The sequence below is a fragment of the Neisseria weaveri genome, assembly GCF_900638685.1.
Classification (GTDB): domain Bacteria; phylum Pseudomonadota; class Gammaproteobacteria; order Burkholderiales; family Neisseriaceae; genus Neisseria; species Neisseria weaveri.
In genome coordinates, this window is the sequence record NZ_LR134533.1 from 63,264 (window position 1) to 83,720 (window position 20,457).

The 20,457-nt window shown below is 47.0% G+C and carries 16 protein-coding genes; 6 read left to right on the forward strand and 10 right to left on the reverse strand.

What is annotated here, in order from left to right:
* Positions 1-15: 15 nt before the first annotated feature.
* From mreD to EL309_RS00405, 4 genes are read left to right on the forward strand one after another with little or no spacing between them, the layout of a single operon-like run.
* Positions 16-519, forward strand: a complete 504-nt coding sequence (gene mreD / locus EL309_RS00390) for a rod shape-determining protein MreD (protein WP_036494156.1) — start codon at positions 16-18, stop codon at positions 517-519.
* A complete protein-coding gene (gene mrdA, locus EL309_RS00395) occupies positions 516-2,579 on the forward strand; it encodes a penicillin-binding protein 2 (RefSeq protein WP_004284702.1) in 2,064 nt (687 codons plus the stop codon). Before mreD ends, mrdA begins: the two co-directional genes overlap by 4 nt.
* On the forward strand, positions 2,572-3,678 hold the full coding sequence (gene rodA / locus EL309_RS00400; protein WP_004284700.1) for a rod shape-determining protein RodA: 1,107 nt from the start codon (positions 2,572-2,574) through the stop codon (positions 3,676-3,678). The genes mrdA and rodA overlap by 8 nt, the downstream gene beginning before the upstream one ends.
* Positions 3,679-3,704: 26 nt before the next feature.
* Entirely contained in the window at positions 3,705-4,364 is a 660-nt protein-coding gene (locus tag EL309_RS00405; RefSeq protein WP_004284698.1) for a MarC family protein, read from the forward strand.
* Between the two features lie 121 nt (positions 4,365-4,485).
* Here EL309_RS00405 and lpdA read toward each other — a convergent pair whose 3' ends face one another.
* From lpdA to EL309_RS00440, 7 genes are all read right to left on the reverse strand, one after another.
* Positions 4,486-6,276, reverse strand: a complete 1,791-nt coding sequence (lpdA, locus tag EL309_RS00410; RefSeq protein ID WP_004284696.1) for a dihydrolipoyl dehydrogenase — start codon at positions 6,274-6,276, stop codon at positions 4,486-4,488.
* A 95-nt stretch (positions 6,277-6,371) separates the two neighbouring features.
* A complete protein-coding gene (aceF, locus tag EL309_RS00415; protein WP_004284695.1) occupies positions 6,372-8,030 on the reverse strand; it encodes a dihydrolipoyllysine-residue acetyltransferase in 1,659 nt (552 codons plus the stop codon).
* A gap of 132 nt (positions 8,031-8,162) precedes the next feature.
* Entirely contained in the window at positions 8,163-10,832 is a 2,670-nt protein-coding gene (aceE, locus tag EL309_RS00420; protein WP_004284693.1) for a pyruvate dehydrogenase (acetyl-transferring), homodimeric type, read from the reverse strand.
* Positions 10,833-11,231: 399 nt separating this feature from the next.
* Positions 11,232-11,852 carry a Smr/MutS family protein gene (locus EL309_RS00425; protein WP_004284690.1) on the reverse strand — a complete coding sequence of 207 codons (621 nt, stop codon included), beginning with the start codon at positions 11,850-11,852 and terminating at the stop codon, positions 11,232-11,234.
* Positions 11,853-11,979: 127 nt separating this feature from the next.
* Positions 11,980-12,714, reverse strand: coding sequence for an SDR family NAD(P)-dependent oxidoreductase (locus EL309_RS00430; protein ID WP_372512973.1), 735 nt, complete (start codon positions 12,712-12,714; stop codon positions 11,980-11,982).
* 86 nt (positions 12,715-12,800) lie between these two features.
* Positions 12,801-13,481: a lipoprotein-releasing ABC transporter ATP-binding protein LolD gene (gene lolD / locus EL309_RS00435; protein ID WP_004284687.1), complete on the reverse strand. Its 681-nt coding sequence runs from the start codon at positions 13,479-13,481 to the stop codon at positions 12,801-12,803.
* Positions 13,474-14,724 (reverse strand): lipoprotein-releasing ABC transporter permease subunit, encoded by a 1,251-nt coding sequence (locus EL309_RS00440; protein WP_004284686.1) that lies wholly within the window; start codon positions 14,722-14,724, stop codon positions 13,474-13,476. The genes lolD and EL309_RS00440 overlap by 8 nt, the downstream gene beginning before the upstream one ends.
* Positions 14,725-14,885: 161 nt before the next feature.
* On the opposite strand from EL309_RS00440, the gene EL309_RS00445 reads away from it, so the two are divergent.
* Both EL309_RS00445 and EL309_RS00450 read left to right on the forward strand, forming a co-directional pair.
* Complete coding sequence (locus EL309_RS00445) at positions 14,886-15,407, forward strand: C40 family peptidase (RefSeq protein WP_004284684.1); 522 nt, start codon at positions 14,886-14,888, stop codon at positions 15,405-15,407.
* A 132-nt stretch (positions 15,408-15,539) separates the two neighbouring features.
* Complete coding sequence (locus EL309_RS00450) at positions 15,540-16,736, forward strand: acetate kinase (protein WP_004284683.1); 1,197 nt, start codon at positions 15,540-15,542, stop codon at positions 16,734-16,736.
* A 221-nt stretch (positions 16,737-16,957) separates the two neighbouring features.
* Here EL309_RS00450 and putP read toward each other — a convergent pair whose 3' ends face one another.
* The 3 genes from putP to EL309_RS00465 all read right to left on the reverse strand — a co-directional run bounded on the left by putP (position 16,958) and on the right by EL309_RS00465 (position 20,341).
* Positions 16,958-18,451: a sodium/proline symporter PutP gene (gene putP / locus EL309_RS00455; protein WP_004284681.1), complete on the reverse strand. Its 1,494-nt coding sequence runs from the start codon at positions 18,449-18,451 to the stop codon at positions 16,958-16,960.
* 370 nt (positions 18,452-18,821) lie between these two features.
* Complete coding sequence (locus tag EL309_RS00460; protein ID WP_004284676.1) at positions 18,822-19,481, reverse strand: YecA family protein; 660 nt, start codon at positions 19,479-19,481, stop codon at positions 18,822-18,824.
* Positions 19,482-19,555: 74 nt separating this feature from the next.
* Positions 19,556-20,341, reverse strand: coding sequence for a TrmH family RNA methyltransferase (locus tag EL309_RS00465; RefSeq protein WP_004284674.1), 786 nt, complete (start codon positions 20,339-20,341; stop codon positions 19,556-19,558).
* Positions 20,342-20,457: the final 116 nt, after the last annotated feature.

Sequence of the window (20,457 nt, forward strand, 5' to 3'; positions counted from 1 at the left end):
AGCCGATTAGCGATCATGACAGATTTTGAAGATTTCCATAACCGGATACCCAAAAAAATAATTACCTTGAGCTTTGTATTGACGATGCTCTTAGACTTTATGCCTTTTCCGCACGACATTTTTTTTTGGATTCCTCAATTTACCGCTTTAATGCTGTTGTACTGGGTCATTAACCGACCCCATTCAGTAGGTGTCGGCATTGCTTTTATTGTGGGACTGCTAGTTGATGTCGGTACAGCCTCCCCTGTCGGGCAACATGCCCTGTCTTATATGCTAATTACTTTTCTAACCCAACAGCAACAGCGTCAGATTACTCTATACAGTTATGGTTTTCAGGCAATTGCGGTATTGATTGCTTTGCTGGCCAACCAAATTATTTTAATGCTAATTCAATTGATACACAGCCACCGTTTTTCAGGTTGGCTTGATTTTTCAGCTCCTTTTGTGGGTGCATTCTTATGGCCCCTATTGAGTAAAATAATGTTGGCTGTTCTTAACTCCCGCCATATATACAGATGAAAACACCCCGTCAGCATACGCAAACTGTAAAAGATGAGGCCGCATTGCAAAAAGATTTTTTGCTGCGGCTTGTTGTTGCTTTCATCTTCATTATCATTTTGTTTGTAGTTCTGCTTAGCCGATTTGTTTATCTTCAAATCATAAAACATGAAGAATTTACTACCAAAGCCGTCAATAACCGTGTTTCACTGATTCCCACTCCACCTACCAGGGGAGAAATTATTGACGTTAACGGTGTCGTATTGGCACATAACTACCCTGCTTATTCTCTAGAAATTATTCCGAATCAATTGGAGGGTAAAGTAGATGAAGTTATTGAGTTGCTCAAACAATATGTTGACATTACAGAAACGGATTTAAAGCGTTTTAAAAAATTTCGAGCAGAATTTAGTTCTTATGAAAAAATCCCGCTAAAACTAAAATTAAATGCCGATGAAGCGGCGCAACTGGCTGCCCAGCTTTACCGTTTTAAAGGTGTGGAAATTAACGCACGCACATTTAGAGAATATCCTTACGGAGAATTGACTGCCCATTTTCTAGGTTATATCGGTCGTATCAGTGACAGAGATCAAAAAAAGCTTAATGAAGATAACCTAGCTTCTCTTTATAGAGGTAGTACGCACATAGGAAAGTCTGGCCTGGAAAGCTATTACGAATCGCAATTACACGGCCTGCCTGGATACCAAGAAGTTGAAAAAGATGCATACGGGCATGTTGTGCGTGTTTTAAAAACTGTTCCTGCTCAAACCGGCCAAACTTTGCGCTTGGCTATGGATATCCGTTTGCAACGTGAAGCAGACCGTTTAATGAGCGGTCGTCGTGGCGCAATGATTGCGATTGATCCGCAAACAGGAGGGGTATTGGCTTTTGTATCAAAACCAACTTTTGATCCCAATTTGTTTATTGACGGCATTGATAGTGAAACTTGGAAAAAACTCAACGACGACTGGCAGCGCCCACTAATTAATCGGGTTACTCAGGGCCTATATCCGCCAGGTTCCACTTTCAAACCTTTTATGGGTATGGCATTACTTGAAAGCGGAAAAATTAATCAAAGCAGCATTGTGCCGGCTCCCGGTGCTTGGAGTATTCCGGGTACCCGTCATTTATTTCGAGATTCAGTCAGAAGCGGACACGGTTCTGCCAATTTAAGCAAAGCAATACAAGTTTCATCCGATACGTTTTTTTATCGGTTGGGTTACGAGTTGGGCATTGATAAAACCGCCCCTTATTTAGCCGAATTCGGTCTTGGCGAACCTACAGGCATCGATCTTCCTCATGAATATCGTGGCGTATTGCCTTCTAAAGAATGGAAAGCGAAACGTTTTGCTAAATCAAAAAATCCATCGCAACGAAAATGGAATCCTGCAGAGATGGTATCCGTCAGTATCGGGCAAGGTTACAACACCTATACTCCTTTGCAAATGGCGCATGCAACGGCTTCATTGGCCAACGACGGTGTTGTCTACAGACCTCATATGGTAAAAGAATTATTGGATCACGAACGCCAGCAAATTACGGTTATCGAACCTAAACCGACAAAGTTGATTCCATTTAAGCGGAGCAATTTTGAATACATTAAGCAATCTATGGTTAAAGTATTGAAACCCGGAGGCACGGCTTGGAGAGTTGGTAGTGGGCTGCAATATACTATGGGAGGAAAAACGGGGACCGCACAAGTAGTACAAATTAAACAAGGTCAAACCTATAATGCGGCTGCTTTGGCAGAACAGCATCGCGACCACGCTTGGTTCATTTCTTTCGCACCCTTAGATAGCCCCCAAATTGCCATTGCTGTGATTTTAGAAAATGGTGGCTGGGGTGCAAATGCCGCACCGTTAGCCCGAAGTTTGAGCGATTTTTATCTACTGAAACTTCGCGGCGGAAATGCAGGATTTAGTGAAGAAGATGCCAAATCTGTCAAAACCTCTCCTAAAAAACAAGATAACTTATTATTGGCAACTAGTCTTCCGACTTCTAAGCTGAACACATCTATTTATCAAAAAGCTTATGAAGCAGTGAATAATGCTTCAGCCTCAGGAATCCGCACAAATGAATAATAACAACGATTGGCTGGCCAAAATCAAATACTATATTTGGAAGCCGATGGATCCGTGGCTTTTTTATGCCATGTTAACCATCTACGTAATGAGCCTGTTTCTCCTTTATTCAGCAGACGGACAAGAAATCAGGCAACTTGAAAATAAAACCATACACACCGTTTTGGCTTTTATATTATTGTGGTTCGTAGCCAGAACCCGCCCTCAATTTTTAGCAAATTTCGCTCTACCGATGTATGTAACGGGCGTTATTCTGCTTATCGGCGTGCATTTTTTTGGTGTAACGGTTAACGGCTCTACACGATGGCTTAATATAGGTATAGGTAGAATACAGCCGTCTGAAATTATGAAAATTGCTTTGCCTATGATGGTTGCTTGGTATTTTCAGAAATACGAAATGTCTTTGAAGTGGTACCACTATGCCGTTGCACTTTTTTTGGTTGCTATTCCCGGAGTTTTGATATTAAAACAGCCTGACTTAGGAACGGCTACTCTTATTATGGCTTCCGGACTGTTTGTGGTATTTTTTGCCGGTTTGCCTTGGAAAGTAATCGCTACTGCCGTGATCGGATTTTTAGCCGCACTACCTCTAATTTGGAATTACGGCATGCACGATTATCAAAAAGTACGTGTCATGACCCTTCTGGATCCCACAAAAGATCCACTTGGAGCCGGTTATCATATTATCCAATCTATGATTGCCATTGGTTCCGGCGGTCTCTGGGGAAAAGGTTGGCTTAATGGTACGCAAACCCATTTGGATTATATTCCAGAAGCCACGACTGATTTTATCTTCGCAGTTTACGGGGAAGAATTCGGTTTGATTGGCAATATTTTATTATTGGCCATTTATCTTTTAATCTTAGGCAGAGGCCTATACATTGCCGCCAAAGCCCCTACTCTTTACAGCCGTTCATTAGCGGGTGCGCTGACTATGACTTTCTTCTGCTATGCCTTTGTAAATATGGGTATGGTCAGCGGTATTTTACCGGTCGTAGGCGTGCCTTTGCCGCTAGTCAGCTACGGTGGGACCGCAACCTTATCTATTATGATGGTACTTGCATTATTAATGGGTATTTCCAACCAAAGACAAAACTAATAAAAAGATAAATACGAGGAACAATTATGGGATTAGAAGTCAGTAAAATTATTTTGGCATTCATGGTTTTGATTAACCCGTTTGGCGCATTATCACTTTTTTTGGATCTAACAAAAAATAATAGTACCCGAGAAAGAAAAAAAGTTGCCCAAGTTTCAGCATTAACAGTGTTGATCGTCATCACAATTTTTACAGTAAGCGGTGGCTGGTTGCTAAAAATTTTAGGAATCAGCGTCGGCTCATTCCAAGTTGGCGGTGGGATTTTGGTATTGCTTATTGCAATTTCTATGATGAGTGGCAACAACAATCCGGCTAAACCGGATTTAGGTACAGACGAAGGCCGTGAAATTACTATTCAACAACCTAAACACAATCAAAGTATCGCCGCAATTGCCGTTGTTCCTCTTGCCATCCCAATGATGATTGGCCCGGGAGGTATTTCAACCGTCATTATTTATGCTTCTGCTGCAAAGAATTATTGGGATACAGCCTCTATTTTGATTGCCGGTTTGATTATCAGCTTGATTTGTTATCTGACACTTATTGCCGCGTCAAAGGTCAGCAAAATATTGGGAGAAACGGGATTAACAATTTTAAACCGTGTAATGGGTATGTTGCTTGCTGCAGTATCTATTGAAATTATCGTCGCAGGTTTAAAAAATCTTTTCCCTCAGCTCATAGGTTAACAAGTAGTAAAATATGAAATCAGCATTAAATTAGCTTTTCGCCTCAATTTGAAGCAACTTTAATAATTCATAATACAAAAAAGGCCGTCTGAATTTTCAGACGGCCTTTTTTTCTAGAAAGTTACTTTTTCTTTCTTTGGGGAGGCAAGTCGGTACAAGTACCTAAAGCCACCTCTGCAGACATACCGATGCTCTCACCCAAAGTCGGATGAGGATGAATGGTTTTACCGATATCGGCAGCATCACAACCCATTTCGATTGCCAAACAAATTTCACCGATCATATCACCGGCATGCGTACCGACAATGCCGCCACCGATAACTTGACCTGTTTCAGCATCAAAAATTAATTTGGTGAAACCTTCATCCCGACCATTGGCAATGGCGCGACCAGACGCCGCCCACGGGAATGCAGATTTGGTAATTTTGATGCCGTCACGTTTTGCTATTTCTTCCGTTACCCCAACCCAAGCAACTTCCGGGTCTGTATAGGCCACGCCGGGGATAACCCTTGCATCGAAGAATGCTTTATGTCCTGCACAATTTTCTGCTGCTACATGACCTTCATGTACGGCTTTATGAGCCAACATCGGCTGTCCTACCACATCGCCAATTGCATAGATATGAGGCACATTAGTCCGCTGCTGTTTATCTACTTCGATAAAACCGCGATCAGTTACAGCAACACCGGCTTTTTCGGCCCCACATAATTTTCCATTCGGCGCACGACCCGCTGCAACTAAAACCAAGTCATAGCGTTGCGGCTCTTTAGGGGCTTTTTCACCTTCAAAAGAGACATAAATGCCATCTTCTTTAGCCTCTACGCCAACGGTTTTGGTGTTAGTCATAATATTGTCGAAGCGGTGCTCGTTCATTTTTTGCCAAACTTTCACCAAATCGCGATCTGCACCTTGCATTAAGCCGTCCATCATTTCGACTACGTCTAAGCGGGCTCCCAAAGTGCTATATACAGTACCCATTTCCAAACCGATAATACCACCACCGATAATCAGCATTTTTTCAGGTACCTGACGTAACTCCAATGCACCGGTACTATCTACAATACGCGGATCCTGTGGAATAAAAGGCAAATTAACTACTCGGCTGCCGACGGCTATAATTGCATTTTTGAAAGTAATGGTTTTTTTCTCGCCGGTTTCAGTAGCTTTCTCATATTCGCTGCTCTCGGTTAAAGCTACGTCGATATGATTAGCACCAACAAATTCGCCCCGCCCTTGAATCAACTCCACTTTACGGGCTTTGGCCATACCGGCTAAACCACCGGTCAGTTTGCCGATAACTTTTTCTTTATAGCCGCGCAGCATGTCGATATCAATCTCCGGCTCAGGATATTTGATACCGTTTGCAGCCAAATGTTTTACTTCATCAATGACCGCAGCATTATGCAGCAAAGCTTTAGAAGGAATACAGCCAACATTCAGACATACACCACCTAATGTGCTGTATTGCTCGATAATGGCAACTTTCAAGCCTTCGTCCGCTGCGGCAAATGCAGCGGAATAGCCGCCTGGGCCGCCGCCCAGCACCACTACGTCGTATTCGGCATCGGCAGAACCGCTAAATTGCGCGGCTTGCGGTGCAGGTGCAGCCGCTTTCGGTGCTTCTTGCACAGGTGCGGGGGCAGCTTCTGCTTTGGGTGCTTCGGCTGCTGCACCGGCAGCCTCAATCACGGCAATCACTCCGCCTTCGGAAATTTTGTCGCCTACTTTGACTTTTACTTCTTTCACCACGCCGGCAGCTTCGGCGGGCACGTCCATAGTCGCTTTGTCGGTTTCCAAAGTAACCAACGTATCTTCAAGCGCCACGGTATCGCCTGCTTTGATTTCCACGGCGATGATGTCCACGTTTTCGTGGCCGCCGATATCGGGAACCTTGAGTTCAATCAAGCTCATTGTTAAACCTTTCTGTAAAGCAGTTTATACACACTGCTTTCATTACAATCTCGTTTTCAGACGGCCTCTGATTGCCAAAGGCCGTCTGAAAAGCCTTACAGCACCACGCGGCGGAAGTCTTTCAACAGGTTCGCCAGATACACGGTAAAGCGCATACCGGCCGCACCATCGATCACGCGGTGGTCGAACGACAGGCTCAACGGGCACATCAGGCGCGGTTCAAAAGCCGAGCCGTTCCATACCGGTTTCATTTGTGATTTGCACACGCCCAAAATGGCCACTTCGGGAGCGTTCACAATCGGCGTGAAGCTTGTGCCGCCGATGCCGCCCAAGCTGGAAATGGTAAAGCAGGCACCTTGCATTTCGTTGGGCTTGAGCTTGCCTTCGCGGGCTTTTTTGCTCAACTCGGTCAGCTCTTGGGAAATTTCTTTCAAGCCTTTTTTGTCCACGTCTTTGATTACCGGCACAACCAAGCCGTTGGGCGTGTCGGCGGCAAAGCCGATGTTGTAGTATTTCTTCAGAATCAGGTTTTCGCCGTCAAGAGAAGAATTGAACTCGGGGAAGGCTTTCAAGGCGGTTACGGAAGCCTTGATAATGAACGCCAACGGCGACAGTTTCAGGCCTTCGCGCTCCCACTCTTTGTTCAGCGTTTTGCGGAACTCTTCCAGCTCGGTCATATCGGCTTCTTCGTTCACGGTAACGTGGGGAATCATCACCCAGTTTCGCGACAGGTTTTGACCGGAAATTTTTTTAATGCGGGAAAGTTCTTTCACTTCGATTTCGCCGAACTTGCTGAAATCGACTTTCGGCCACGGCAGCAAGTCCAAACCACCGCCCAATGAAGCAGTTGCAGCAGCAGGCGCAGCTTTGCCCGCAACGCCTTGCATAGCGGCTTTCACGAAGGCTTTGATGTCTTCGCCGACGATACGGCCTTTCAAGCCCGTACCTTTAACTAAGCTCAAATCCACGCCCAACTCGCGCGCCAGTTTGCGTGCAGACGGGCCGGCATGGGCTTTGGCAAATGCGGCTTCGTTTACCGGCGTATTGCCGAATGCGGCAACCGGAGCGGCATCGGCTTTAGGCGCGGCAGGAGCCGGAGCAGCTTGCGGCGCAGGTGCAGCGGCTTGAGGCGCTTCTTGTGCGGGAGCTGCGGCAGGAGCGGCAGCGGCACCGCCTGCGGTTTCTACTTCGATAATTTGAGTGCCTTGGGAAACTTTGTCGCCCACTTTCACATACACGGCTTTCACTACGCCGGCAGCGGTGCTCGGCACATCCATAGTGGCTTTGTCGGTTTCCAAAGTAATCAGCGTATCGTCTTCGGATACGGTGTCGCCCACTTTGATTTCAACGGCAATCACGTCCACATTTTCGTGGCCGCCGATATCAGGCACTTCCACTTTTACAGTTGCACCGCCCGCAGCAGGAGCAGCAGCGGGGGCTGCTTGTGCAGGTGCGGCGGCAGGAGCAGGCTCGGCTGCTTTTTCGGTGGCGGGCGCTGCTTGAGCGGCGGCACCGGCGGCTTCAACCAAGACAATCACGCTGCCTTCGGAAACTTTGTCGCCCACGTTGACTTTAACTTCTTTCACCACGCCCGCGGCATCGGCGGGTACGTCCATGGTGGCTTTGTCGGTTTCCAGCGTAATCAGGGTATCGTCGACAGCGATGGTGTCGCCCGCTTTCACTTCAACGGCAATCACGTCTACATTTTCATGGCCGCCGATGTCGGGTACTTTGATTTCTACGATTTGACTCATCGTGCTTTCCTTTAACAACCGCAGCAGCCATGTGCTGCGGCATGTTGTTTTGTTGTAAGACTTAAAACGGTTTCAAGCGGATATTCTTTTCAGACGGCCTCATTCATTTTCAGAGGCCGTCTGAAAATATCATTACCGCTTCCAGCTCGGTGCAGTATCGGTTTTGATGCCGTACTTATCGATAGCCAGCTGAACGGTCTCTTTTGTTACTTTGCCCTGTTTCGCTAGAGCATTCAGTGCAGCAACCACAACATGGCGGCTGTCCACTTCAAAGAAATCGCGCAGGTTAGCACGGGAATCGCTGCGGCCGAAACCGTCAGTACCTAAAACATGATAGTCGTTCGGCACATAGGCGCGGATACGGTCGGCAAAGCTGCGGATATAATCGGTTGAAGCAATGACAGGACCGTCACGACCTTGCAGTTGTTGTGTTACAAACGGCAACTTTTCCGCTTCCATCGGGTGCAGACGGTTGTAGCGTTCAACTTCGATGGCATCACGGTGCAGCATATTAAACGAAGGTACCGACCAAATATCCGCATCTACGCCGAAATCGTTTTTCAGCAATTCGGCGGCTTTAATCACTTCGTTCAGAATGACACCGGAACCCATCAGTTGTACTTTCTTATCACCGTTATCGCCGGCTTTCAGCAGATACATACCTTTCAGGATTTCTTCTTCGACACCTTCGCGTTGCGGCATAGCAGGGTGAACATAGTTTTCGTTCATCACGGTCAGGTAGTAGAACACGTCTTCTTGTTCTACATACATGCGGCGCAAACCGTCTTGGATAATCACAGCCAATTCGTATTGGAAAGTCGGGTCGTAAGACAAGCAGTTCGGGATCAGATCAGCTTGAATGTGGCTGTGGCCGTCTTCGTGTTGCAAGCCTTCGCCGTTCAGCGTGGTGCGGCCTGCGGTACCGCCTACCAAGAAGCCGCGTGCGTGCATGTCACCGGCCGCCCAAGCCAAATCGCCTACGCGTTGGAAACCGAACATTGAGTAGTAAATGTAGAACGGAATCATGGCGTAACGGTTGTTGGCATAGCTGGTTGCCGCGGCAATCCAGTCGGCCATCGCGCCCGGCTCGTTAATACCTTCCTGCAACATTTGACCGTCTACAGATTCTTTGTAGAACATCAATTGATCTTTGTCTTGCGGGGTATATTGCTGACCTTTGGGGTTCCAAATACCGTATTGGCGGAACATGCCTTCCATACCGAAAGTACGGCTTTCATCGGGCACGATCGGCACAATGCGTTTGCCCAATTGCTTGTCTTTCAACAAGGTCGACAAAATGCGGACAAATGCCATAGTAGTCGAGAATTCGCGATCGCCACTGCTTTGCAATTGAGCGTCAAATGCAGACAACTCAGGCACAGGTAACGGTTCGGTATTCGGGTTGCGCTGAGGCAAGTAGCCACCCAATGCATTGCGGCGCTCACGCAAATATTGCATTTCCGCACTGTCTTCAGGGAAGCGGTAGTAAGGCAGATCACCACTTTCGATTTGCTCGTCGGTCACCGGAATATTAAAACGGTTACGGAATTGTTTTAATGAAGCCACGTCCATTTTTTTGGCTTGGTGGGCAACGTTTTGACCTTCGCCTGATGCACCCATACCGTAACCTTTAATGGTTTTTGCCAAAATCACGGTCGGACGGCCACCTGCATTATTCACTGCTTCATAATAAGCCGCATAAACTTTGTGCGGATCATGACCACCACGGTTCAACAACCAAATTTCTTCGTCAGACATATTGGCAACCATGGCTTTCAGTTCGGGCGTATTGAAAAAGTGCTCGCGAACATAGGCACCGTCTTTAGATTTATAAGTTTGGTAGTCACCATCCAAACATTCGTTCATACGTTGTTTCAATGCATTGTCATTGTCTCTCAACAGCAAAGCATCCCAACGACCGCCCCAAATAACTTTCAATACGTTCCAACCGGCACCGCGGAAGTTACCTTCCAATTCCTGAATGATTTTGCCGTTACCGCGTACCGGACCGTCCAAGCGCTGCAGGTTACAGTTGATGACGAAAATCAGGTTGTCTAAGCCTTCGCGGGCGGCCAGAGAAATCGCGCCTTGGCTTTCAGGTTCGTCCATTTCACCGTCACCGCAGAATACCCATACTTTGCGGCCTTTGGTTTTGGTCAGGCCGCGTGATTCCAGATACTTCAGGAAACGTGCTTGATAAATAGCCATCAACGGGCCCAAACCCATTGATACGGTCGGGAACTGCCAGAAATCAGGCATCAAATGAGGGTGCGGATAAGAAGATAAACCTTCGCCGTCTACTTCTTGGCGGAAATTATCCAATTGTTCTTCAGTCAGACGGCCTTCAACAAAGGCGCGGGCATAAATACCGGGGGCGGCGTGACCTTGTACGAATACCATATCGCCTTCTTCACCGTCGCCTTTGGCTTTCCAGAAATGGTTGAAGCCGACGTCATACAATGTCGCTGCAGATTGGAAAGAAGCGATATGTCCACCCAACTCCAGATTCTTTTTGCCGGCACGCAATACCATTGCAGCGGCATTCCAACGGATGATGGAACGGATACGGTGCTCCAATTCATGATTACCCGGTGATTTTTGCTCTTTGCCTACAGGAATCGTATTCAAATAAGCGGTTGTGGCATCAAACGGCATATGTACACCGCGACGGCGGGTATATTTCACCAATTGTTCCAGCAGGTAGTGCGCACGGCCTTCGCCTTCGGTTTCCAAAACCGAACTTAACGCATCTAACCACTCCTGGGTTTCAATCGGGTCAACGTCATTTATTTGGATGGACATAATTATCCCTTCTTCTGTTGAGAGTTTTATGGAATCAGGCTTTCAGCCTACTCTTGTTTCGTTTACGAAGCTTGCCCGTAGCCGAAAAAATTCAGTACGGGTCAAGTTTGGTATCGGTATATTTTTATGGTTCGGGCATTAAAATACCCTACTGCATATTTTCATTGCAAATGCTATCAGTTATCGGCTTCATATGCAAACACAGAAGCGTTGCTTTTCCAACAGAATTTTGTTTTTTTATAGGTCTAATAATTAAAAATTTTCTATTTAGAAAATAAATATTCAAAAATATTTCTTATTGTTTCGATTGTGAAAATTAATGATATTTAAACAGCAATCGGTATCATCAAATGAAAAGCAGGCAACTTGATTGAATTTCAGGGTTAAAACAAGTAAAAACTATTCGCTTTCTTTATTCCATTGGCGTTTTAATAAAATCCGTACGGCTCCGTCGTTTCCTTTTCTCGGCTCTGCGTAGGCCAATACATCGGGATGTGCCATCAGCCAACGGCGGACAAGATTTTTCAATACCGGTTTATAACCTGAGGACCCCAATCCGCTACCATGAATAATCTCGCCGCATACACCGCGTTTTTTAACAAATTCGATAAATTCGCTCAAAACCTGCTGCGCTTCTTCTTGGTTATAGCCGTGAAGATCGACATCCGCCACCACTTCCCAATGGCCGCTTTGCAGCCTTCTGATGTCGTTTTGCCCCTGCCCGTTTTTGCTAAACGTATCGGGTACATCCACCCATTGCCCGTCGCCGACATAAAAATAATTGTCGTCTTCAAACTTATCGGCATGTTTCGGACGCGGCTTAATCGGGCTTAAATCTCTTGGCGGTTCGTAACGCTGTGAATTTTTCAAGGGGGTAACACCTGCCATTTCTTTGGCAAAATCCACCTCTTCAGCTTGCTGTTTTTTCCGCTCGGCTTCTTTTGCCGCTTTAACTTCTGCTTCTTGCTTGGCTTGTTGGCCTAAATTTTTTAAGGCCGTCTGAAAGTCTAGTTTTTCCATTATTATTTTTTGTTTCAATAATATAAAATTAAAATTTTGCCGATAAATTCCATTTCTGCCGGCATGATTTTTAGATTTGCCAGAGGCCGTCTGAAAATAAAACCGCCGAATTTTCAGACGGCCTCAGTTAGATATAGTCGCGTATATCTGCAATAATCGGGATATCTTCATCTATAGCATCTATCCATTCGGCAATTTGAGAAGCGGTTTCTTCAGGAGAAGACAAACCGCCTTGCCGTTTCAAATCCTGAAAACGCGGCTGCATGGGGAACATACCGGCATCGGCTGACCTGATTTTGTCCTGCATTTCCGTATCGATAACACCGGGAGCAAGGCTGATAACCTTAATCTGATTGTTTCTTTCTGCTTCAACACAACGGGCATGATGATCCAATGCAGCTTTGGTTGCGCCGTATACGCTCCAACCGGGATAGCCTTTTCTGCCGGCACCACTGCTGATATGGACAATTTTCAAATGTGAATGCAGAGATTTATGTGCGGCGAGATGGTTGCTGAGCAATAAAGGCGCGGTAACATTAACAGCAACCGCTTTGGCAATCTGCTCGGTTTGCTGCCGCCCTAAAACCGCATTCGGTTCGACCACACCTGCATTGTTAATCAGAACGATTTCTTCCGCATCGGCAATAAACGCTGCCAGTTCGCCCTGTTCCAGCCAAGCTGCCAATAAACCGGTATCGGCAAGATCCAAAGAGTGCTGCCGTAGCATGAGGCCGTCTGAAATTTCAAGCATCCGACGGGAAATGCCGAATACGGTTGTACCTTGTGTCGCATAATATCCGGCCAAAGCTTTACCCAAGCCGCTGCTGTGCCCTGTAATGACGATTTTCTGTTTTGTCTGCATACTGTTTTTCAATAGAAAAATCCTTCAAACACCAACCGGCATTTAAAGGATTTCATTCGTTCCGATAAAAACCGGCTTCTCAGGTTTTATTTAGCGTGAAGTTGGCCGTCCCGCATTACCATTGTCCGATCGAAACGGCCTGCCAACCCGTCATCGTGAGTAACCACAATCAAAGCGGTGCCGAGTTCGTTTTTTAAGTCCAACATCATATCTAAAATATTGGCCGCATTTTTTCGGTCTAAATTTCCGGTCGGCTCATCTGCAAGCAGACATTTGGGGCGGGTTACCAAAGCACGAGCGATGGCGGCGCGCTGTCTTTCGCCGCCGGAAAGCTCGCTGGGACGGTGCAGCATACGTTCTTTCAAACCGACTTTTTCCAACATCGCCGATGCAGCCTGCTCTGCCTCCGCTTTCGGCTTTTTGCCGATCAACAGCGGCATCATCACATTTTCCAACGCGGAAAACTCGGGCAGCAAATGGTGAAACTGGTAAACAAAGCCCAAATATTGGTTGCGTAAATCGCCCAACTGTTTTTGGTTCATTTTACCCAAATCATTTCCCATCAAATAAACCGTACCTTCAGACGGCATATCCAAACCGCCCAAAATATGCAGAAGGGTTGATTTTCCGCTTCCCGACGAGCCGATAATGCTGACGCTTTGGCCGCCTGAAACTTCAAGGTTTAAATTCGACAACACTTGGACATTCAACGCACCATCACTGTATTGCTTGCCGACACCGGCACATTTCAACACGGTATTATTCATAACGCAAAGCCTCCGCAGGTTGTGTTTTTGCCGCTCTCCAGCTCGGATACAGTGTGGCCAGGAAAGCCAGAGTCAAAGAAATGGCGGCAATCAATAATACGTCGCTCATGTTAACGTCGGACGGCAGATAATCGATGAAATATACCTGTGAATTAATCAGATTAAAGCCGAATAGTTTTTCGAAAAATGCAACGATTTTACCGACGTTCCAACCCAATAACACTCCGCAAATCACGCCGACCAAAGTGCCGACAAAGCCGGCAAATGCACCCTGTATCATAAAAATTTTCATTACGCCTGCAGGAGACAAGCCTAAAGTGCGCAAAATCGCGATATCTGCTTGTTTTTCGGTTACCGCCATGACCAATGAAGACACCAGATTAAAGGCGGCAACAGCGATAATCAGCGTTAAAATGATGAACATCATGCGTTTTTCCAATTCAACCGCTTCAAAATAGCTGCGGTTGGAAAACGTCCAATCCCTTACCCATATTTGCTCAAGTTTGTTTTCCGGAACCAATTTATGAATAAACGCAGGAGCATTTTGCGGATCGGCCAGACGCAGGCGTAAGCCGCTGACGCCTTCTCCGAAGCGGTACAAAACCTGTGCGTCTTTCAAATGAATCATGGCTAAAGTGTTGTCTACTTCATAAACGCCTGTTTTTACTACGCCGACTACATTAAACTGCTTCAAGCGCGGAACAACGCCTGCCGGCGTAATATTGCCTTCTGGCGTAATCAAGGTAACTTTACCCCCTTCGGACACCCCCAACGTATCGGCCAACCCGGTTCCTAAGACAATGTCAAACTCGCCCGGTTTTAAAGAATCAAAGCTGCCAAACGGCATATTATTGCCGTAATCGACGACATTTTTTTCCTCAGAAGGCAGAATACCGCGAATCTGAACACCGCGAACTTCACCGGAATTTACCAGCAACGCCTGATCGGAAATATAAGGCGCGCTGGCAAGCACTTCTTTTTTGTCTTTAATAAGCTCACGCAAATCCTGCCAATTACCCTCCGAACCGGTGTCGTAATATCCCAGCTCGGCATGGGGTGCTACGTTTAACAGCTGCCCGCGTATTTCTTTTTGGAAGCCGGCCATTACCGACAACACCACAATCAGCGCCGTCACCCCCAAAGCAATACCGGCAATCGAAATCATCGTAATAAACGACATAAAGCCGTTGCGTTTTTTCGCCCGCAGATAACGCAGGCCTATCCAAGTTTCTAAAGAAGCCATTTAACGGCAGCCTTTTTGTTATGTGTTAATCAAAAGTACGCCATTGTACCGTAAAACGTGTTAAATCGGTTTAATGCCGTCTGAAAGGCGATTTTTCAGACGGCCTCATGTCGGTATAATCTTTTTCCGTATACTACCAACATAACTGGAAAAGTTTTGCCATGATCCCAAACCGTTTTATCCGTATCGGACTGCTCTCTTTCCTGCTTGCCCTGCTGACCGCTTGCAGTACCGCCAAACCGGAAAAGGCAGGCTATGCCCAATCAAAAGCCAAAGCCGTACGCATTACCCACATCGACCGCGAACAAGCCGCACAGGAATTGATGCTGCACAGCATGAGCCTGATCGGAACGCCCTACCGCTATGGCGGCAGCAGCAACTCGACCGGTTTCGATTGCAGCGGGATGGTTCAGTTCGTTTACAAGAATGCTTTGAATGTCAATTTGCCGCGCACGGCGCGCGATATGGCCGCATCGTCCCGACCCATTTCAACAAGCCGTCTGAAAACCGGCGATCTGGTCTTTTTCAATACAGGCGGCTCCGGCCGTTATTCACATGTCGGAATTTATATAGGCAATGGCGAATTCATTCACGCCCCTTCTTCCAAAGGTTCGATACGGCGGGAAAAAATGTCCAATCCGTATTTCAAAACACGTTTTATTGGAGCTCACACCTTTTTCTGAGTATAATCGCGCCCTTGTTGGCATTTTATTATTCGTTTTTACAGATTAATTTGCATTAACGCTATGCAAACACAATAACAACCATCTCAACACCGGCCTGCACAAGCAGGCTATTTATTATTAGGAGTTTGAATGTCAAACAAATTGATTTTGGTATTGAACTGCGGCAGTTCTTCCCTGAAAGGTGCAGTGTTGGACAACGGCAGCGGAGAAGTTCTGTTGAGCTGCCTGGCTGAAAAATTAAATCTGTCGGATGCTTACATCACATTTAAAGTAAACGGCGAAAAACACAAAGTCGAACTGGCCGCAAAACCCGACCACACCGGTGCAGTCGAAGCTTTGATGGACGAATTGAAAAAACAAGGCCTGGACAGCAATATTGCCGCAGTCGGCCACCGCGTTGTGAGCGGCGGCGAGCTGTACAGCGAATCTATTGTGATTACCGAAGAAGTGATTGCCGGCATTGAGAAATGTATCCCGCTGGCTCCTTTGCACAACCCTGCAAACTTGCTGGGCATCCGCGCCGCACAAAACATTTTCCAAGGCTTGCCAAACGTGGCCGTATTCGATACCGCTTTCCACCAAAGTATTCCCGAACATGCCTACACTTACGCTGTTCCGCGCGAACTTTACCGCAAATACGGCTTGCGCCGTTACGGTTTCCACGGCACCAGCTACCGTTTTGTAGCCGACGAAGCCGCCCGTTTCTTGGGTAAAGACAAAAACAGCCTGCGCATGGTTATTGCCCATTTGGGTAACGGCGCTTCTATTGCCGCCGTGGCCAACGGCGAGTGCAAAGATACCAGCATGGGCTTGACGCCGCTGGAAGGCTTGGTAATGGGTACACGCAGCGGTGATGTTGATCCGAGCATCTTCTCTTTCTTAGAACAAAATGCCAATATGAGCATCAACCAAATCACCGATTTGCTGAATAAAAAATCCGGCTTATTGGGTATTTCCGAGCTTTCAAACGACTGCCGCACCATTGAAGAAGAAGCCGGCAAAGGCCACGAGGGTGCCAAATTGGCTTTGGAAATCTTTGCCTACCGTTTGGCCAAATACGCGGCTTCTATGGCCGTAGCTGCCGGTGGTTTGGACGCCTTGGTATTTACCGGCGGTATCGGCGAAAACTCCGATATTATCCGCGGCAAAGTTTTGGCTTACTTGGGCTTCTTAGGCTTGACCGAAGACAAAGAAGCCAACTTGAAAGCGCGCTTCGGCAACGCCGGCATCATCACTTCTGCCGACAGCAAAGCTTCGGCAGTGGTTATCCCGACCAACGAAGAGCTGATGATTGCCCAAGATACGGCCCGTTTGTCAGGCTTGTAATTTCAACGGATTGCCAACAATGCCCTGCCTTCCGGCAGGGCTTTTTTTCAGACGGCCTCAACCTACACCGAGACTATGTTTATCTCCAACCTTTATATGAAAATTGGTTAATCTAAAAAAACCGTTTCATATTTCTTATTGAGGCCGTCTGAAAATTTTATCCGGTTAAACAACAAAAAAGCCGCCGTTTCAAAACGGCAGCTTTTATCCGATAACTAAACTTATGCGGCATCGCGATAAGCTTTATCGGCTTTCTCAAAGTTTTCCTGAACTTTTTCAGGTGCTTTGCCCAACATAGAAACCACTACCACGGTAATGAAGCAGGCAATAAAGCCGGGAACAATCTCATACAGGCTGCTGCCGGTCGCTTTCCAAGCCACCACAACTACCGCACCGGCAATCATACCCGCCAATGCACCCGCCGCAGTCATGCGTTTCCAGAATACCGACAAAATTACCACCGGGCCAAATGCCGCGCCGAAACCGGCCCAAGCATAAGATACCAAGCCCAATACTTTACTGCTCGGATCAGAAGCAATAATGATGGCGATAACCGCAACCGCCAAAACCATCAAACGGCCGATCCACACCAATTCCTGTTGCGGAGCATTCGGGCGCAGGAAGCCTTTATAGAAGTCTTCGGTAATCGCGCTTGAACATACCAGCAGTTGGCAAGACAAAGTCGACATTACCGCAGCCAAAATGGCAGACAGAATCACACCGGCAATCCACGGATTAAACAGAATGGTCGTCAGCGCAATAAAAATACGCTCGTTGTTGCCGTCCATTACCGCCACTTGATCGGGATGTCCGCCAAAATAAGCGATACCGAAATAACCTACCGCACAGGCACCGGCCAAGCACAAAATCATCCAAGTCATACCGATACGGCGTGCCGCCACCAGAGATTTCACATTTTCGGCAGCCATAAAGCGCGCCAAAATATGCGGTTGTCCGAAGTAGCCCAAACCCCATGCAGCAGTAGAAATAATGCCCATCAAAGTCGTACCGGCCAGCAGACTGCCGTATTCTTTACCGGTTGTCGCGGCAACGCTTTGAATAGCGGCATTCATTTCATCCGCACCGCCCAAAGCCAGATAAACCATAATCGGAGTCAAAATCAAGGCGAAAATCATCAAAGTAGCCTGAATGGTATCGGTCCAACTTACCGCCAAGAAGCCGCCGATAAAGGTATAGGCAATGGTTGCCCCCGCGCCCAGCCACATCGCTTGGGTATAAGTGATGTCAAACAGGCTTTGGAACAAACGCGCACCTGCCACCACACCGGAAGCACAATAAATGGTAAAGAAAAACAAAATGATGGCTGCAGCAATCACTTTCATCGCTTTACCTTGCGCACCGAAACGGTGGAAGAAATAATCCGGCAAAGTCAGCGCGTTATTATTGTATTCGGTATGAACACGCAAACGCCCTGCCACCAAAAGCCAGTTGAAATAAGCACCGACCGTCAACCCGATAGCGATCCAGGCTTCGTTCAAACCGCTGGCATAAATCGCACCAGGCAGACCCATCAGCAACCAGCCCGACATGTCGGAAGCACCTGCCGACATAGCGGTTACAAAACTCCCCAAGCTGCGGCCGCCGAGAATATAGTCGTCAAAATTTCGAGTCGAGAAATACGCCGCCAAGCCGATTAACAACACGGCCACCAGGTAAATCCCGAAGGTTACATACATCGGATTAAAGCTACCCATAAAAAACCTCAATATTTCTGTTTGATTGTAAGCGCCGAAACATTTTATTTATCAAAACGGACGGCTGTGTTTTTTCTCATGATCATAAAATCTGCCGTATCCAAACCGGCAAATTGAAACAGCCCATGCGTCAATAAGCCGTTTGTAAAGCATTTAATATCAAACACTCAACTTAGTCAAGGTTTGTTAACTTAGGTTTAACGGTTTAATATGGCATAATATTTTTTATAGTCAACCGGCTGATTTTCATGGTGTGCGGCAAACTCCGCCAAAACAGGCCGTATGGATATACACGAGTAAAATAAAAAGGCCGTCTGAAAAACCTATATCGGATTTCAGACGGCCTTTTTTGCATCGGATTAAAAAAGCATTACTTACCGCAACAAGCCTTGTATTTTTTGCCGCTGCCGCATACGCAAGGATCATTCCTGCCGATTTTTTCCCCTTCCCGGCGAACGGTTTGCGGTTTGTTGATGATACTCTGCCAAAACCAGTAAATATCCAGCAGCGTATGCGGCAACTCGCCTTCCAGCATGGTGATTTCTTTTTCGGTGAGATTCAGCACGGCTTGGCCGTCTTCTTCATCGTCATAAATCCCGCCCAAGGCCATTACGGGATAAAACAAATCTTCAAAATCTTCGTTGTCCGCTTTTTCAAACCAGTCGGTCGGTACCACATCCAAAGCATAAAGATAGGCATTGCACCAAGTATAAAAATCCGTATTGCCTTCGTCATCATCATAAAGATGCAGTTCGGGCAAGGCTTTTGCCGACAAGGCCGAGCGCATGTCCGCCGCCCAGCTTAACACTAACTTTTCCACTTCCGCCGTTTCCGCTTCGTCAAACAGAGATTCGTCGCCCAACACCTCCGGCAGCCATTCCGCCGTGTTCAGCGCATCCGGACCGGACAGCAGTGCCATCATAAAGCCCTGCACTTCGTCGCAACGCATGGTATTGGCGGTTTCCGCTTTGGTATCGAGCAATTCGGCCAAACGCTGTTTGGATTTTTCGTCAAATGAATGTAATTGCATAGTGGTTTCCTGATAATGTATTGAATATTCCGATTAACACTTAAGGCCGTCTGAAATTCAGACGGCCTGATTAATTAAGCCTGCAGACGTTGGCGCATTTGCTCAAACAAGCATACCGTCGCCGCCATCGCCACATTTAAAGACTCGGTCGCGCCAAGCATGGGGATTTTCACGCAGCCGTCCACCGCCGACAACATAGCTTGGCCGACGCCGCTGCCTTCATTGCCGAACACCCAAGCGGCGGGCTGCTGCAAATCCATTTCATATAAATTGAAATTATTGTGCTCGCTTAACGCAGTAGCCCAAACTTTATCGGTATACATTTTACGCCACTCGGATAAATCGACGCGGGTAAACAGTTTCAGCAAAAAATGCGCCCCCATGCCCGAACGCAAAACTTTCGGCGACCACACATCGGCGCTATCGGCACTCAAAACCATCTGTTGGATACCGGCCGCCGCCGCGCTGCGTAAAACCGTTCCGACATTGCCCGGGTCCTGCACCTTATCCAATACCACGCAATCACCGCTTGCCGGCAGGCTTTCCTGCTGCGGAATCCGGATCAGCGTCATTACTTCTTCAGCCTCCGTCAAACTGGTGATTTTCGACAAAGCGGCATCGCCGACAACGGTAATCAAATTGTCCGGCAATTCGGCACGCAATGCTGAAATTTCATGAATATTTAATTTGGATTGGGGAATGTAAACCTGTAAAGGCTGAAAACCGTTTTGCAGGTAAACCTGTAAAAGATGCACGCCTTCCAATACGGTTTGCCCGTATTCTTTGCGTGCTTTGGCTTGAGAAAGCAGCTTGGCCAAATGCTTCAGCTGCTCGTTGTGTGCGGAAGTAATCTGTTTCATAAGCGCTATTATAGCTTTCAGACGGCCTTTTGTATGCAGCGTTATCCGGAGGCCGTCTGAAAATAGCGGAAACATTTATATTGATTAAAAATGATATAATGCACGGTTCATTTAAT

Excerpts from the sequence above, each read along its gene's own strand:
- mreD (WP_036494156.1), top strand. The coding sequence starts at position 16 with ATGACAGATTTTGAAGATTTCCATAACCGGATACCCAAAAAAATAATT.
- EL309_RS00430 (WP_372512973.1), bottom strand. The coding sequence starts at position 12,714 with ATGCAGACAAAACAGAAAATCGTCATTACAGGGCACAGCAGCGGCTTG.
- aceF (WP_004284695.1), bottom strand. The coding sequence starts at position 8,030 with ATGAGTCAAATCGTAGAAATCAAAGTACCCGACATCGGCGGCCATGAA.
- EL309_RS00465 (WP_004284674.1), bottom strand. The coding sequence starts at position 20,341 with ATGAAACAGATTACTTCCGCACACAACGAGCAGCTGAAGCATTTGGCC.
- mrdA (WP_004284702.1), top strand. The coding sequence starts at position 516 with ATGAAAACACCCCGTCAGCATACGCAAACTGTAAAAGATGAGGCCGCA.
- rodA (WP_004284700.1), top strand. The coding sequence starts at position 2,572 with ATGAATAATAACAACGATTGGCTGGCCAAAATCAAATACTATATTTGG.
- aceE (WP_004284693.1), bottom strand. The coding sequence starts at position 10,832 with ATGTCCATCCAAATAAATGACGTTGACCCGATTGAAACCCAGGAGTGG.
- EL309_RS00440 (WP_004284686.1), bottom strand. The coding sequence starts at position 14,724 with ATGGCTTCTTTAGAAACTTGGATAGGCCTGCGTTATCTGCGGGCGAAA.
- EL309_RS00450 (WP_004284683.1), top strand. The coding sequence starts at position 15,540 with ATGTCAAACAAATTGATTTTGGTATTGAACTGCGGCAGTTCTTCCCTG.
- EL309_RS00425 (WP_004284690.1), bottom strand. The coding sequence starts at position 11,852 with ATGGAAAAACTAGACTTTCAGACGGCCTTAAAAAATTTAGGCCAACAA.
- putP (WP_004284681.1), bottom strand. The coding sequence starts at position 18,451 with ATGGGTAGCTTTAATCCGATGTATGTAACCTTCGGGATTTACCTGGTG.
- EL309_RS00445 (WP_004284684.1), top strand. The coding sequence starts at position 14,886 with ATGATCCCAAACCGTTTTATCCGTATCGGACTGCTCTCTTTCCTGCTT.
- lolD (WP_004284687.1), bottom strand. The coding sequence starts at position 13,481 with ATGAATAATACCGTGTTGAAATGTGCCGGTGTCGGCAAGCAATACAGT.
- EL309_RS00460 (WP_004284676.1), bottom strand. The coding sequence starts at position 19,481 with ATGCAATTACATTCATTTGACGAAAAATCCAAACAGCGTTTGGCCGAA.
- lpdA (WP_004284696.1), bottom strand. The coding sequence starts at position 6,276 with ATGAGCTTGATTGAACTCAAGGTTCCCGATATCGGCGGCCACGAAAAC.
- EL309_RS00405 (WP_004284698.1), top strand. The coding sequence starts at position 3,705 with ATGGGATTAGAAGTCAGTAAAATTATTTTGGCATTCATGGTTTTGATT.